Source organism: Xanthomonas sp. BRIP62415 (genome assembly GCF_003993515.1).
Classification (GTDB): domain Bacteria; phylum Pseudomonadota; class Gammaproteobacteria; order Xanthomonadales; family Xanthomonadaceae; genus Xanthomonas; species Xanthomonas euroxanthea.
The window spans coordinates 628,244-642,387 of record NZ_QEZH01000023.1 but is presented as its reverse complement, the minus strand read 5'-3'; the positions used below and the strand labels follow the sequence as shown (position 1 = coordinate 642,387).

General features: G+C 65.9%; 9 protein-coding genes and 1 other RNA gene. 7 read left to right on the top strand and 3 right to left on the bottom strand.

Translation table 11 applies throughout. From position 1 onward, the window contains the following. Positions 1 to 82: 82 nt before the first annotated feature. The 7 genes from soxR (at position 83) to EO141_RS10510 (ending at position 10,671) form a co-directional block, all read left to right on the top strand. Positions 83 to 529 carry a redox-sensitive transcriptional activator SoxR gene (gene soxR / locus EO141_RS10545; protein ID WP_104583137.1) on the top strand — a complete coding sequence of 149 codons (447 nt, stop codon included), beginning with the start codon at positions 83 to 85 and terminating at the stop codon, positions 527 to 529. A gap of 211 nt (positions 530 to 740) precedes the next feature. Then, positions 741 to 2,732, top strand: coding sequence for a M1 family metallopeptidase (locus tag EO141_RS10535; protein ID WP_164739156.1), 1,992 nt, complete (start codon positions 741 to 743; stop codon positions 2,730 to 2,732). Between the two features lie 787 nt (positions 2,733 to 3,519). Next, positions 3,520 to 6,678, top strand: coding sequence for a TonB-dependent receptor (locus tag EO141_RS10530; RefSeq protein ID WP_164739155.1), 3,159 nt, complete (start codon positions 3,520 to 3,522; stop codon positions 6,676 to 6,678). Between the two features lie 199 nt (positions 6,679 to 6,877). Next, positions 6,878 to 7,639, top strand: a complete 762-nt coding sequence (locus EO141_RS10525; RefSeq protein ID WP_127169144.1) for a SapC family protein — start codon at positions 6,878 to 6,880, stop codon at positions 7,637 to 7,639. Between the two features lie 4 nt (positions 7,640 to 7,643). After that, a complete protein-coding gene (locus EO141_RS10520) occupies positions 7,644 to 8,681 on the top strand; it encodes a cupin-like domain-containing protein (protein ID WP_127169143.1) in 1,038 nt (345 codons plus the stop codon). A gap of 184 nt (positions 8,682 to 8,865) precedes the next feature. After that, a complete protein-coding gene (locus EO141_RS10515; protein WP_127169142.1) occupies positions 8,866 to 10,383 on the top strand; it encodes a tryptophan halogenase family protein in 1,518 nt (505 codons plus the stop codon). 217 nt (positions 10,384 to 10,600) lie between these two features. Next, positions 10,601 to 10,671, top strand: a non-coding RNA gene (locus EO141_RS10510) — sX9 sRNA. A 180-nt stretch (positions 10,672 to 10,851) separates the two neighbouring features. On the opposite strand, the gene EO141_RS10505 is transcribed toward EO141_RS10510, so the two are convergent. The 3 genes from EO141_RS10505 to EO141_RS10495 all read right to left on the bottom strand — a co-directional run bounded on the left by EO141_RS10505 (position 10,852) and on the right by EO141_RS10495 (position 14,131). Beyond that, positions 10,852 to 11,859 (bottom strand): MBL fold metallo-hydrolase, encoded by a 1,008-nt coding sequence (locus EO141_RS10505; RefSeq protein ID WP_127169141.1) that lies wholly within the window; start codon positions 11,857 to 11,859, stop codon positions 10,852 to 10,854. A gap of 242 nt (positions 11,860 to 12,101) precedes the next feature. Then, a complete protein-coding gene (locus EO141_RS10500) occupies positions 12,102 to 12,506 on the bottom strand; it encodes a hypothetical protein (protein ID WP_127169140.1) in 405 nt (134 codons plus the stop codon). 227 nt (positions 12,507 to 12,733) lie between these two features. Continuing rightward, positions 12,734 to 14,131 (bottom strand): trypsin-like peptidase domain-containing protein, encoded by a 1,398-nt coding sequence (locus tag EO141_RS10495; protein WP_127169139.1) that lies wholly within the window; start codon positions 14,129 to 14,131, stop codon positions 12,734 to 12,736. Positions 14,132 to 14,144: the final 13 nt, after the last annotated feature.

Here is a 14,144-nt window from a genome sequence, read left to right as displayed (position 1 = left end):
AGTGTGTAGAACCATGAGCACGGTGCTTGCACCGCTCGTGGCCGCGCAGCATCCTGCCTCAACCAAGGTTGAGGTCAAGGCAATGCAGCGTGAGTTGTCGGTGGGTGAGGTGGCCAGGCGTAGTGGCGTGGCGGTGTCGGCATTGCATTTTTACGAGCGCAAAGGCCTGATCCAAAGCCTGCGCACGGCAGGAAACCAGCGCCGCTATGCGCGCGATGTGCTGCGACGCATCGCCGTGATCCGCGTCGCGCAACGGCTCGGCGTGCCGTTGCAGCAGGTGCTGGACGCGTTCTCGGTGCTGCCGGACCAGCGCACGCCCACCCGTGCGGAATGGGCACGCATGTCGGCGCGTTGGCGTGGGCAGCTGGATGCGCGCATCGCCGAGCTGCAGGCCTTGCGCGACCAGCTCACCGACTGCATTGGCTGCGGCTGTCTGTCGCTGCGCCGCTGCCGGTTGAGCAATCCGGGCGACACGCTGGCCGAAGGTGGGGATGGTGCCTTGCGATTGTCGCGGCTTGCTGCCGACTGAGGAGGAGCGCGCCGGCTGCGCTGCCTGACGGCAGCGCGGGCGCGATCGGCATCTGCAGGCCATGCGCGGGCCGCAGCTGCTGCGCCGCTTGCATGCCCCGGGCGCGACTGTCGCCGTCCCGGGTTACAGCCGCAACCGGGACCAATGGCAGTGCCGTGAGGGGCGAAGGCGACTTTAGGATGGGGGTTCCCTCCGCCGCAGGACCTTACGCATGTTCCCCACCTTGCGCCGATCACTCGCCGTTGCGCTGTCGCTGGCGTGCATCACCGCCAACGCGCAGGCCGCGCCTGCAACCAACGCCACCGCGCCGGCGAGCACGTTCGATCCGCTGGCCCTGTTCGCACCGCTGCAACTGCCCGACGCACCCAACGCCTACCGCAGCGGCAGCGGCGTGCCTGGCCCGTTGTTCTGGCAGAACCGCGCCGACTACAGCCTCGACGCCAGCATCGACCCGGCAACGCATACGCTCACGGGCGAGGCGGCGATCCACTACACCAACCGCAGCCCGGACACGCTGGACGTGCTGTGGCTGCAGCTGGACCAGAACATCTACCGCGCCGATGCGCGTGCTGCCGCCAGCCGGCCGTCGCGCCGGACCCAGTTCACCGACGGCGTGCAGATCGCCAGTGTCGAGATCGACGACGGCGGGCGTCGCCAGCCTGCGCACTTCGTCGTCGACGACACCCGCATGCGGGTGGACCTGCCGCAGCCGTTGGCGGGGCAGGGCAAGGCGCTGACCGTGCATATCCGCTACCGCTACACGATCCCGGGCACCTGGGGCGGGCGTACCGCGGTCAGTGCCAGCAAGCAGGGCGAGATCTACGAGATTGCGCAGTGGTATCCGCGCATGGCCGTGTACGACGATCTGCGCGGCTGGGACACGCAGCCTTACCTGGGCTCGGAGTTCTATCTGGAGTACGGCGACTTCGACTATGCGGTGACCGTGCCGGAGGGCTTCCTGGTGGCCGGCTCCGGCGCACTGACCAATCCGGCCGAGGTGCTCAGCCGCACCGAACAACAACGCCTGCAACAGGCGCGTGGCAGCGATCGCACGGTGCTGATCCGCACGCCCGAGGAAGTGGGCGCGCGCGCTGCCAGGCCAGCGGGGAGCAGCACGCGCACCTGGCGCTTCCATATGGACAACACCCGCGATGTGGCGTTTGCCGCCTCGCCTGCGTTTGTATGGGATGCCGCACGCATCAAGTTGCCGGGCGGCAAGCAGTCGCTGGCGATGTCGGTGTACCCGCTGGAAGGCGTGGGCGCGGACAAGTGGAACCGCTCCACCGAATACGTCAAAGGCGCGATCGAACATTTCTCGCAGTGGTACCCGTATCCGTGGCCGGCCGCGATCAACCTGGGCGGCTACGGCGCGGGCATGGAGTATCCCGGCATCGTCTTTGACGGTTTCGAAGATGGCGGCAAGGAGCTGTTCTGGATCACCGCGCACGAGATCGGCCACACCTGGTTCCCGATGATCGTCGGCTCCAATGAGCGCCGGCATGCATTCATGGACGAAGGCTTCAATACCTTCATCGATGTCTATGCGTCCGATGCCTTCAACAAGGGCGAGTACGCACCCAAGCGCGACTCGGAATATGCGCCCAAGGGCGGCAACCCGGTCGATGAAATCCTGCCGTTGCTGGCCGATACCCGCGCGCCGACGTTGATGGACAATGCCGATTCCACCAGCGAGACCTACCGCCATCCACTGACCTATTTCAAGGGCGCATTGGGGCTGGTGCTGTTGCGCGAGCAGATCCTCGGGCCGGAACGCTTCGATCCGGCCTTTCGCAAATACATCGCAACCTGGGCCTACAAGCACCCCACGCCATCGGATTTCTTCCGGCTGATGGAAAGCGAGAGTGGCGAGAATCTGGCCTGGTGGTGGCGCGGTTGGTATCTCAACAACTGGCAGCTGGATATGGGCATCAGCGAGGCCCATTACATCGATCACGATCCTGCCAAGGGCCTGCAACTCACGCTGCGCAGCAGCCAGAAGCTGGTGATGCCGGTCACCGTGCGGGTGGATCTGGCCGACGGCAGCCATCTGGACCGTCGCGTGCCGGTGGAAACCTGGCTGCAGACCACCGCACCCAAGCTGACGCTGCCGACCACGCAGAAAGTGCTGCATGTGACGCTGGATCCGGACCATGTATTGCCCGATGCCCAGCGTGGCGACAACCAGGTAAACACGATCGGCTAGCGGCTGCCGATGCATGCATCGGCGCTGCAATGGCGCAGCTGTTGCAGGCTTGCGGCACACGCGTCTCATCGTAGCCAACGGCGCAATCGATTGCAGCGATTGCGCCGTTTTTCGTGGCGGCGTGCGGCCGATGTCATGCGCAGACGCGCCGCGATGCACGCGCATCGGCGCCAGCTGCCAGGTGCACGCGTCGCCGAGCGCATCGCCACTGAAGGCTGCCGCGTTGCGATCACCGCGACGCTTTGCGCAACGGTTCCATGCCGTGTCCGCGCTGCGCGGCAATGAGATGCGGCAACGCCATTGCGGCGCAATTTTTGCGGTCGCCCGCTGGTAACGCTTACAGCCACGCTGCGTCTGCATCCGGGCTGCGGACTCAAGCGCGCGCGGTGTTTCGTGCCTGCGTGTGGCCTTGTGTGTTTGCTGCAACGCACGGTGACAAGCCCCGGCACGCGTGACTAGGCTGCGCCGCGTGTTAGCGCTATCAGTCCTGCATCGCGTGCTGGCACGGGGTTGCGTGCAGGGGCGCTCATGGCACGCGGGGCGCAGGCGTACCGATTGGGAAGGCAGTCGCAGGTGCTGTACAGGTCGAGGCGCAGGCCGCGTTCGTCAGGAACGTGGCACGCACGGCTGGCATCAAGGGGGATCTGCCGGCGTTCGAGGCGGCGGGTCGGATGAAGTGCTGCAGGCAGACAGGTCGTGTGCCGTCCAAGGTGCGTGGCCAGGCAAGCGCCGCGTCGCATTCCGCGACCACGGCCGTGGGTGTTGGACCAGACCCGAGGATAGATCGATGCGTCGTACGTTGAGCAATGTGAAGTCGAAGGCCATGTTCACCTTTGTCGGTGGCATCCTGGTGATCAATCCGGCCTTCGCGCAGGAGGCTCCTGCGCAGCAGGTGTCGCCGCCGCAGTCCAGCGCACAAACTGCCACCACCCTGGATGCGGTCAACGTGACCGGCATCCGCAGCAGCCTGGACCAGTCGATGGGCATCAAGCGCGATGCTGCCGGCGTGGTGGATGCGATCAGCGCCGAAGACATCGGCAAATTTCCCGACACCAATCTGGCCGAGTCGCTGCAACGCATCACCGGCATCTCGATCGAGCGCCGCGACGGCGAAGGCGCGCAGGTCACCGCACGCGGCTTCGGCCCGCAGTTCAATACGGTCACCCTCAACGGCCGCCTGATTCCCGGCGCCGATGCATTCGGCGCGCCTGGCCAGACCCCGATCGGGGGTGTGGATGTGGGCACGCGTGCATTCAATTTCGCCCAGCTCGCCTCCGAGGCCATCACCGGGATCGAGGTCTACAAGACCAGCCGCGCCACCGCACCCAGCGGGGGGATCGGCGCCACCATCAACATCCAGACCGACAAGCCGTTCAACCATTCCGGCGTGGTGGCCAATGCCGGCGCCAAGATGGTGTCGGATCGTTCACAGCCGTTCGGCGATTCGCTCACCCCCGAAGTCTCCGGCATCTTCAGCTACACCAATCCCGACAAGACCTTCGGTATCGGCTTGAGCGGCAGCTATCAGAAGCGCCACGGCGGCTCGGTGCAGGCCACCGAAAACACCTGGAACATCCAGCGCTGGACCGGCACCGATCCGGCCTTGCGTCCGGATGCGGTGGTGACCAACGCCCCGGCGATCGGCCAGTTGTACGGCATGCCCAACGACCTGCGCTATGCCTTCGCCGACTTCCAGCGCGAGCGCACTAACGGCCAGGCGGTGATGCAGTTCGCCCCCAGCGACAGCCTGACCCTGACCCTGGACTACACCTATTCGTCCAACGAGATCCGCGAAGAGCGCGGCGAGCAGGGCATCTGGCTGCAGCGTGCCAACAGCTTCACCGATCTGACCTTCGATACCGGCCAGGCGGTGGCCACCCCGGTGTATCTGCGCGATGTGCCCAACGGTGCCAAGGACTTCGGCATGGAGCAGCAGCGCAACGAGCAGAAGTACACGCTCGGCTCGCTCGGCTTCAATGCCGATTGGCAGGTGAACGACCGCTTCCAGCTGTCCTTCGATGCGCACAACTCCAAGACCAAGAGCCTGCCCAACGACCCGGTCACCGGCGGCAGCGCCACGTATTTCAGTTTCGCCGGCACCAACAACTGCAGCAACGGCCCGTCCTGTGGCGGCCAGTGGGGGCAGGAGCTGCGCTTCAATGGCGGGCTGCCGATCGGCGCGCGCACCTGGTATCCCACCGCGGCCGATTCCCTGGCCGGCACCAACGGCGTGCTCAACCCGGACTTCACCCCCGCCGAACTCGGCTCGCAGGTCCTGCGCATCTTCTATCAATCGCAGGTCACCGAGATCAAGGAAGGCCGCATGGACGGCACCTTCGACTTCGAGGACGGGCGCTTCCAGTTCGGCGTGAGTACCGCCAATACCACCATGAACCGGCTTACCAGCGACACCAACTCCACGCTGGGCGACTGGGGCGTGGCCAACGCCGGCAACGAGCCCGGCATGCAGGCGCTGCTGCGGCCGGTGAGCATCACCGGCATGTTCAAGGACTTCAACGCCAACGGCGCCGCGCCCAATGCATGGCGCGGCGATGCCGATCAGCTGGCGCTGTGGGGTGGCAGCCAGTACGGCGCCACGACCCGCTACAACCCGCAGTACAGCGCCGATAACCAGGTGGAAGAGAAGACCCGCGCCGCCTACGTGCAGCTGGAACTGAAGGGCGACATCTCCGGCATGACCACCAATACCCGGCTGGGCCTGCGCTACGAGCGTACCGATGTGGAATCCACCTCGCAGGTGGCCACGCCCACGGCGTTGCTGTGGCAGGCCAACAACGACTTCCAGCTGTTGCGTTCCACCGAGCAGCAGCCCTTCAGCGAAAAGACCAGCTACAACTACATCCTGCCCAATCTGGACTTCAGCATCGACATCTCCGATCAGCTGAAGGGGCGCGCCTCGTTCGGCCAGACCATCGCACGGGCGCCCTACAACAACCTGATCGCCGGCCCGACGCCGAATACGCCCAATGGCTCGATCCTGATCAATCCCTCCAACCGGGCTGGCGGCAGCGCGCAGAATCCGCAGCTGGATCCGCTGGAATCGGACAACCTCGACCTGGCGCTGGAGTGGTACTTCGCCGATGCCAGCTACGTGTCGGCCACGTTCTGGAACAAGCGCGTCAGCAACTTCATCGGCAATACGGTCTCGCGCGAATCCCTGTACGGGCTGAGCGATCCCACCTCCGGCCCGGATGCACAGTCAGCGCTGGCGTTCCTGCAGAGCGGGGCCTGCGCAGCGCAAGTGGGTGCCTCGGGCAACGACGTCGCCGCTGCGTGCTCGGCCAACGACACCTCGCTGTTTGCGGCGATGGCCTTGCTGCGCAACGCCGCAGCCACCGGCGGGCTGGCTGCCTACAACGGCAGCTCCGCGCAGAGCCTGGCACTGGAGAACGCCTACGACATCGTCGGCAATGCCTCCGACCCGTTGTATCAGTTCGATGTGTCGCGCCCGGTCAACCAGAACAAGGCCAATATCCACGGCTGGGAACTGGGCGGGCAGTACTTCTTCGACACCACCGGCTTCGGCATCTATGCCAACTACACCATCGTCGAAGGCGATGTGGGCTTCGACAATACCGTGATCGATCGCGACCAGTTCGCGCTGCTCGGCCTGAGCGACACCGCCAATGTGATGCTGATGTACGAAAAATACGGCTGGAGCGCGCGTCTGGCCTGGAACTGGCGCGACGAATACCTGATCGCCGCCAACCAGGACAATGCCAACCGCAATCCGTACTACGTCGAGGCCTACCAGCAGTGGGATCTCAGCGTCAGCTACAGCTTCAGCAAGCAGCTTTCCGTGGGCTTTGAGGCGATCAACCTGACCGGCGAAGACGTGCGTTGGCATGGGCGCTCGGACAAGCAGATCATCCGCCTGATCGACCAGCAGCCGCGCTACACGCTGGGTGTGCGTTACGCGTTCTGACAGGCCGGCTGCGCTCAGCTCACCCCGCAATGGGCGCAGCGACGCGGCTTGCGGCAGGGCTGGCTCCGATGCTGCTGTGCCGCTTGCCGGCCTGTCGCTTTTTGGCAATGCTCGCCACGGCAGGCGCGGCACCGGGCGGCGCGATCGACGCATTCCTCGTAATGCGGTGCTCCATCGCGGAGCACCGTGGGAGTTTCAGATGACGCGGTACGCAGTGCTCAACAACGTGGCGCATCACGATCTGCGCGTCATCCTGCGCTTTGGTGCCGAGTTCGGCGACGCGCTCGGCCTGGTGCCGGCCTTTGTCACCGAGTACGCCGAGCTGCAGCGCGAGTATCCGTTGTTCTTTCGCAAGGATGCTGCCGCCGGCGGCTACCAGTCGGTCGCGCTGCTGGGCTTTGCGCAGGACGAGAACCTGTTCCTGCAGGAGGGGCGCTGGGCAGCGAGCTATCTGCCGGGCATCGTGGCCAAGGGGCCATTTTTGATCGGCTTCCAGGAGCAGCGCATCGATGGCGTGTTGGCACAGGCGCCGGTGATCCATGTCGATCTGGAGCATCCACGCGTCAGCCGCCATGAAGGCGAGGCGGTGTTTCTGCCGCAGGGCGGCCACAGCCCGTATCTGGAGCATGTCATCGATGTGCTGCGCGGCATTCACGACGGTGTGGATGCCGGCCAGGCGATGGCGGCCGCCTTCGACACCTTGGGGCTGATCCAGCCGGTGCAGCTGGATGTCACGCTGGATGCCACCCACGCCACCACGCTGGAAGGCCTGTTCGTCATCGACCGCGAGCGGCTTGCTGCACTCGATGCGTCGTCGTTGCAGCAATTGCACCGGGCCGGCCATCTGGAGGCTGCGTTCCTGATGCTGGCCTCGCTGCACAACGTGCGCCGGCTGATGGCCGAAAAGCAGCGCCGCCTGCAGCAGGTGCACGCTGCATCTGCGACCGCCGCATTCGCCTGAGCGCATGACGACCGGCGCAGCCATTTCCTCCATCGCGCCCATCGCCGAGTGCCGCGATTGCCATCCCGGCGCGCTGCCGCTTGCTGCGCTGTGCGAGGCGGCCGAGCCGGTGGTGCTGCGTGGCATCGCACGCCATTGGTCGCTGGTGCAGGCCGGGCTGCGCAGCGCCGACGAGGCGATGGCGCTGCTGCGCGCGCACGATGGCGGGCGCGCCTTGCAGTATTCCCATGGCGGCCCGGAGATTGCGAGCCGCCCGTTCTACAGCGACGATTGCAGCGCGCTGAATTTCGATGTGCAGCGTGGCAGCCTGAGCAGCTTGCTGGAGGCCATTGTCACGCATCGCGATGACCCGCAGCCGCCCACCTACTACCTGGCGTCGTTGCCGATCGACGACAACCTGCCGGGCTTGCGCGCGGGCAATGATCTGGATGTGGCCGCCAGCGGCATCGCGGTGCAGCCGAGCATCTGGATCGGCAATCGCGTCATCGCCTCCTGCCATTACGATGTCCCCAACAACCTGGCGTGCTGCGCGGTGGGGCAACGTCGCTTCACGTTGTTTCCGCCCGCGCAGGTGGCCAACCTGTATCCCGGCCCGCTGGATCCCACGCCGGGCGGGCAGGTCGTCAGCATGGTGGATATCGCCAACCCGGATCTGCTGCGGTATCCACGCTTTGCCCAGGCGCTGGCGCAGGCACGCACCGCCGTGCTGGAGCCGGGCGATGCCCTGTTCATTCCCGGCATGTGGTGGCATCACGTGCACTCGCTGCAGCCATTCAACGTGCTGGTCAACTACTGGTGGAACAGCGTGCCTGCGCACCTGCCGGCGCCGATGCCGGCGCTGTATCACGCGCTGTGGTCCATCCGCGACCGCCCGGCAGCGGAAAAAGCGGCATGGCGCGCCCTGTTCGACTACTACGTGTTCGGTCCGGCCGAGCGCGCGGGCGAGCACCTGCCCGAGCAGGCGCGGCATGCGTTGGGCCCGATCGATCCCACCCTCGCGCGACAGCTGCGCGCGATGTTGATCGGCAGGCTCAACCGCTGATGTGCGCGATCGGCGTCCAGGCGACTGGCCGGACCACTGCGCAGCTGCGCCGTCCGGCGCGACCGGTGTGCGGCATCCGCGTAGGCCACCCGGACGATCGGTCACTGTGTGGCTTCTGCGTCACCCACACGTTCGAGCACGATGCTGTGCCTGCCAACCGACATCCACCCCACAGGAGCGCGCAGTGAGCCAGGCCCCGATTCGCAAGGTCGTCATTGCCGGTGGCGGCACCGCCGGCTGGATTGCCGCCTGCGCGCTGTCGCATCAGTTCCGCGACCTGCTGGAGATCACCCTGGTCGAGTCCGAGCAGATCGGCACCGTGGGCGTGGGCGAATCCACGGTGCCGCCGATCCGCAGCTTCCATCGCTTCCTGCAGATCGACGAGCAGGAATTCCTGCGCGCGGTTGCCGGCACCTTCAAGTTGTCGATCTCCTTCGAGCATTGGCGCCGCCAGGGCGAGCGCTATATCCATCCGTTCGGCATCACCGGGCAAAGCACGCTGGTGTGCGCCTTCCACCATCTGTGGCTGGAAAGCCAGCGCCGCGGCATGCCGGGCAGCTTTGGCGATTACTGCCTGGAAACCGTGGCCTCGCGCCTGGATCGCTTCGCACTGCTGCGCGAGCCCGCGGTCAATTACGCCTATCACCTGGATGCCGCGCTGTATGCCAGGTTCCTGCGCACGCGCAGCGAGGCCCGCGGTGTCAGGCGCATCGAAGGCAGGATCCAGCAGGTGGCACTGCAACCGGACAGTGGCGATGTCGCCAGCCTGGTGCTGGAAGACGGGCAGGTGCTCGAGGGCGACCTGTTCATCGATTGCAGCGGCTTTCGCGGCCTGCTGATCGAACAGGCGCTGCACACCGGTTACGAAGACTGGAGCCATTGGTTGCCCTGCGATCGCGCCGTGGCGGTGCAGACCCAGGCGCTTGGCCCGCCGGTGCCGTACACCCGTGCCATCGCGCACGAAGCCGGATGGCGCTGGCAGATTCCATTGCAGCATCGGGTGGGAAACGGCCTGGTGTTTTCCAGCAAGCACCTGTCCGACGACGAAGCGCATGCCAGGCTGCTGCGCGATGTGGCCGCGCCAGCGCTGAAGGATCCCTGGCTGGTGCCGTTCCGCACCGGACGCCGGCGCAAGGCCTGGAACCGGAACGTGGTGTCGCTGGGCCTGGCCAGCGGCTTCATCGAACCGCTGGAATCCACCAGCATCCATCTCACCATTGCCGCGGTGGTGCGGCTGATCACCCTGTTCCCGGCAGACGGCATCGCGCCCTCGCAGGTGGACCTGTTCAACGACATCAGCCGCACCGAGATGGAGCACGTGCGCGACTTCATCATCCTGCACTACCACGCCACCCAGCGCGACGAGCCGCTGTGGCGCCAGTGCCGCGCGATGGAGCTGCCCGCATCGCTCGCGTTGCGCCTGCGCGCCTGGCGCGAACGCGCACATGCCTGGCAAGCGGCCGATGAACTGTTCCGCGTGGACTCCTGGACCCACGTCTTGATGGGGCAGGGCATCGTGCCCGCGCAGCATCACCCGCTGGCGCGCGCGATGTCCGATCACGATCTGCGTCGCCTGCTCGACGGCATTGCCCAGCCGATCCGGCACGCGGTGGACCAGATGCCGTCGCAGCAGGCGTTTATCGACGCGTATTGCAAGGCAGGTGCGGGCGTGTGGGGCCTACGCAGTCCGGTGGTGACGTAGAGCGGCTGGCAACGCTGGGGCGCCGCCGGCAGGCAGGCGCAGCCGCTGCCCACAACTGGCACGGCGCCAGCACGTCCTGGCCTGGCTCGGCAACGCGACACGGCACGGGCGGCATGCTCCATGCAGTCGGTAAGGCAGGCCGGTACGGGCAGTCGGCACGGGCCAGACCAATGTAGGAGCGCGCTCGCGCGCGATTGAGCATCACCGGAAACGCTCGTTGCGCCCTTCCACCCCGGTTCCGAGCGCGCCGTCCACGTCCACCTGGCGACTGCTTGCTACGTGTTAGCCGCTCTTGGACACACAAGACCACAGATGCAGTGTCGCGTGCTGTGCCATGCCCGCTCTACGCGGTGTTTGGAGATTGCGTGCCGCTTTGATAGCGGTTGGCGACATCACCGCCGGCTACAGGTCGAGTGCGCTGATGACAGTGCGCAGCCGGATCCATCGCTACAGTGCCCAACTGCTTCGCTACAAGCGCATCAGATCCTTGCCGACCACAATCGGCCCGGCATAGTGCTTGCGCGCGCCCTCGCTCCACATCGCATCGGTGATCGTCGGGTCGCCGCCAGGCACAAAGTGATTGAGCACCAGCATCCTTGCGTTGGCTGCTGAAGCGATCTTGCCCACTTCTTCGCTGGTGGAATGGCTCTTGAGCAGATGGTCGAGCAAGGTCGGTGCGTTGTCGTTGGTCTTGAGCATCTTTTCCAGCGCGGGCAGATACATCACCTCGTGCACCAGGATGTCGGTGTCCTTCGCGAATTCGGCCAGTGCGGGCAGGTAACGCGTATCGCCGGAGAACACCACCGTGCGGTCGCGCGCGGCAAAACGATAGGCGAACGCCGGCTTGAGCGTGTAGTGATCCACCAGCGTCGCGGTGACGGTGACCTGGTCGTTCTGCAGCACCGTGCCGGGCTGGTCGAATTCGTGCACATGGATCAGCTGCTTGAACGGCGGGCGGCCTTCTTCGCGGATGCGCGCATCGATGTCGATGGCATTCATCTCGACAAAGGCATCCACCATCCTGGCGATACCGGGCGGGCCGTACAAATGCACCGGCGTCTGCAGTCCGCTGGCCCACGCCAGCCAGACCACGTTGAGCAGGTCGGCGTTGTGGTCGGAGTGGTGATGGGTCAGGAAGATGTCGCGCAGCGCGGGCAGGCGGATGCCGGCCCTGGCCAGCTGCTGTGCAACGCCATTGCCGCAGTCGATCAGATAGGGCTGCCCGTCGATGACCAGCGCATTGGCGGCTGCGGCGCGCAGCGGTGAGGGCGTGGGGCCGCCCTTGGTGCCGAGCAGGACCAGCACGCTGCCGTTGGCCGGGAAGGGCGCTGGCGATGCCGGGTCCGCTGCCGCAATGGCGTCCTTCGGCTCGCGCCGGAGTGCGGCACCCAGCGGGCTCGCCACGCCCAGCGTGCCCGCGGCCAGCGCGAGGCGCAGCAGCTGGCGGCGGGAAGTGCGTGGAGAAGATGCGGACATGACGGCTCCTGTCGAAGCATGGGGAGGATGTGCCAGGCGGCGAGCGGCGCTGCGTCAGACGATTGCGAGGTGGTCGGGCCTGCGACTGCGTCACGCAAATCCCGGCACGGATGTCTGCGCGCCCGGAGACCGGAGACCGGAGACCGGCAGCCGCGCCGTACGCTGCGGGCGGGGGAGCTGCGCTGGATCGGTCGTGCCGATCCATCCGCCGCGCTCGAACGGTGAGCTTGCCGCAATGGCCGTCAGAGCTTGTGCGCGATGAACTCGTTCAACGCGGGCGAACGATAGAACGCCATGCATTGCGCGAAGATCCTGTTGAACGGACCGCGGCGGGCTTCGTCCTTCATCGGCACTTCGGCGCGATGGAAGTCTGCCGTCTGCTCGGCCACGAAACGGTGCAGGCGGTCGGTGGCACCGGTCTTGGCATTGTCGAGCGCGTAGGTCGTCAGCAGATACGAGCGATCGCGCAGCTGGTCGGAGGTGTATTTGCCGCTACGCTCATAGTTGTTGTCCAGGCACAGCTGCAGCGCGTAGGCCTTGACGTCGTCGCGATTGGCGGGCTTGCCGGCTGCATGGGCGGTGACCTGTAGCGACAAGGCCAGGAGGGCAGCTGCGGCGATGACAAAAGGAGTGCGTTGAACGGGCATGCCGATCCAGGTGAAGGACGAGCTGCCAAGTCTGCATCATCCGGGCACTGCAGATGAAGTGCATGACGACTGACGCGCTTGACCGATGGGGTCCAAGGGGCAGCGCACAAAACATCAACCCGCACAGATCGATCCACACAGCACATCAAACAATCGACCACACTCTGCACAGGCCAAGCGCAGTCGCACGTGGCAGGCGCTACCCGCCTGCCACGCGCATCACCCGCTTACTGGCCGAAGTAGGTGGAAATGCTGGAATACACGTCCGAGAAGCGCGAGTAGTAATCCGGATCGGTCTGCGCGGTGCAGTACGAGTAGCCGCCGTACAGGCCGCCGCGCAGCTGGTACGCGCCACCGCTGGCGACGGTGAACAGGCCCGAGCCGGACGAGCCGCCCTCGGTGACGCCATCGTTCCACACCACCCGATACAGCGGACTCTTGCCGTCGATGCTGGTGCTCAATCCATTGACGGAGCCCAGCGAATACTTCTTGACGTCGCCGGAGGGGTGGTGGATGCCGACGATCGACGTGCCGGTCGCGCCGATCGCCGCGCTGTTCCATGCCGCGTAGAACGCGCCGCTTGGCGGTGCGGTCTTCAGCTCCAGCAATGCGGTGTCACGCGTGGTGTTGGCGTGGCGCAGGAACGCACCGCCGGTCAAGGTGGTGGCCTGCGCGCTGGCGGTGTTGCCGTTGCAGCTGGCCGCATCGTAGAACCAGTACGTCTGCAGTGTGTTGGCGACGGTCTGCGTGCTGATGCAATGTGCCGCGGTCCAGAACAGGTTGCGCTTGGGCGAGTTGGTGTTGTTGAGCAGCGTGCCGGTGCACAGGAACGAGCCCTGGCTGGTGGTGAACACCATGCGCGCCACCGCCTTTGCGGCATTGGTGAAACCGGCGGTGGGATTGGCGCGGCAGACGACGTCGTTCTGGCAGGAATCGCTCTCGCCGATGGCAATGGTCATCATGTCGCGTGGGTTGGCGGTGGGGCTGATGTCCAGATGCGACAGCTGCGGGATGCTCAGGCTGAAGTTCTCCGGATACTGGCCGGCCGGCAGCGACAGTTCCACCAGCAGGTTCTCGCCGCTGACGGTGGGCGACCAGCCGATCGCATCGCCGCCGGCGGCGAAGCTGGCACCGGATTGTTCGAACACCCGGCCGTCGTCGCCGGCAAAGCGCAGCGTCACCTTGGACGGATCACCCGGGGTGGCGCCGGCGCCACGCAGGATCAGCGACGCACGCAGCGAGGCCGCCTGCGCGGAGCCGACCTTCAGGGTCGCCACGCGCGAGCCATCCTTGGCCATCTGCCAGTCAAGCGTGGCCAGGTTGACCAGGGGCTTGGCGACCGTGCGCGAAAAACCGATCTGCAAGGGCTGCCCATGTTTGACCTGTGCGATGCGGCGCTCACGCACGCGACTGATCTCGGTACCGGTGGGCGCAGTGAGTTGCACCACACGCGTGGGCAGGATGCCGCCACGCAGACTTGCCGACTGCAATGTCGCCGCACCAAGTTTGGCCGCTTGCGGCGCGGTGTTCACCGGCGCTGCGTCCATTTCGGTCGGCGGCGCTGCCAGTGCGGAGCCGGAAACGGCGGAAAACAGCGCCAGGTACAACGCATTCTTGCGATTCATGGGTAGTCCTTCT

Excerpts from the sequence above, each read along its gene's own strand:
- soxR (WP_104583137.1), top strand. The coding sequence starts at position 83 with ATGCAGCGTGAGTTGTCGGTGGGTGAGGTGGCCAGGCGTAGTGGCGTG.
- EO141_RS10535 (WP_164739156.1), top strand. The coding sequence starts at position 741 with ATGTTCCCCACCTTGCGCCGATCACTCGCCGTTGCGCTGTCGCTGGCG.
- EO141_RS10530 (WP_164739155.1), top strand. The coding sequence starts at position 3,520 with ATGCGTCGTACGTTGAGCAATGTGAAGTCGAAGGCCATGTTCACCTTT.
- EO141_RS10525 (WP_127169144.1), top strand. The coding sequence starts at position 6,878 with ATGACGCGGTACGCAGTGCTCAACAACGTGGCGCATCACGATCTGCGC.
- EO141_RS10520 (WP_127169143.1), top strand. The coding sequence starts at position 7,644 with ATGACGACCGGCGCAGCCATTTCCTCCATCGCGCCCATCGCCGAGTGC.
- EO141_RS10505 (WP_127169141.1), bottom strand. The coding sequence starts at position 11,859 with ATGTCCGCATCTTCTCCACGCACTTCCCGCCGCCAGCTGCTGCGCCTC.
- EO141_RS10500 (WP_127169140.1), bottom strand. The coding sequence starts at position 12,506 with ATGCCCGTTCAACGCACTCCTTTTGTCATCGCCGCAGCTGCCCTCCTG.
- EO141_RS10495 (WP_127169139.1), bottom strand. The coding sequence starts at position 14,131 with ATGAATCGCAAGAATGCGTTGTACCTGGCGCTGTTTTCCGCCGTTTCC.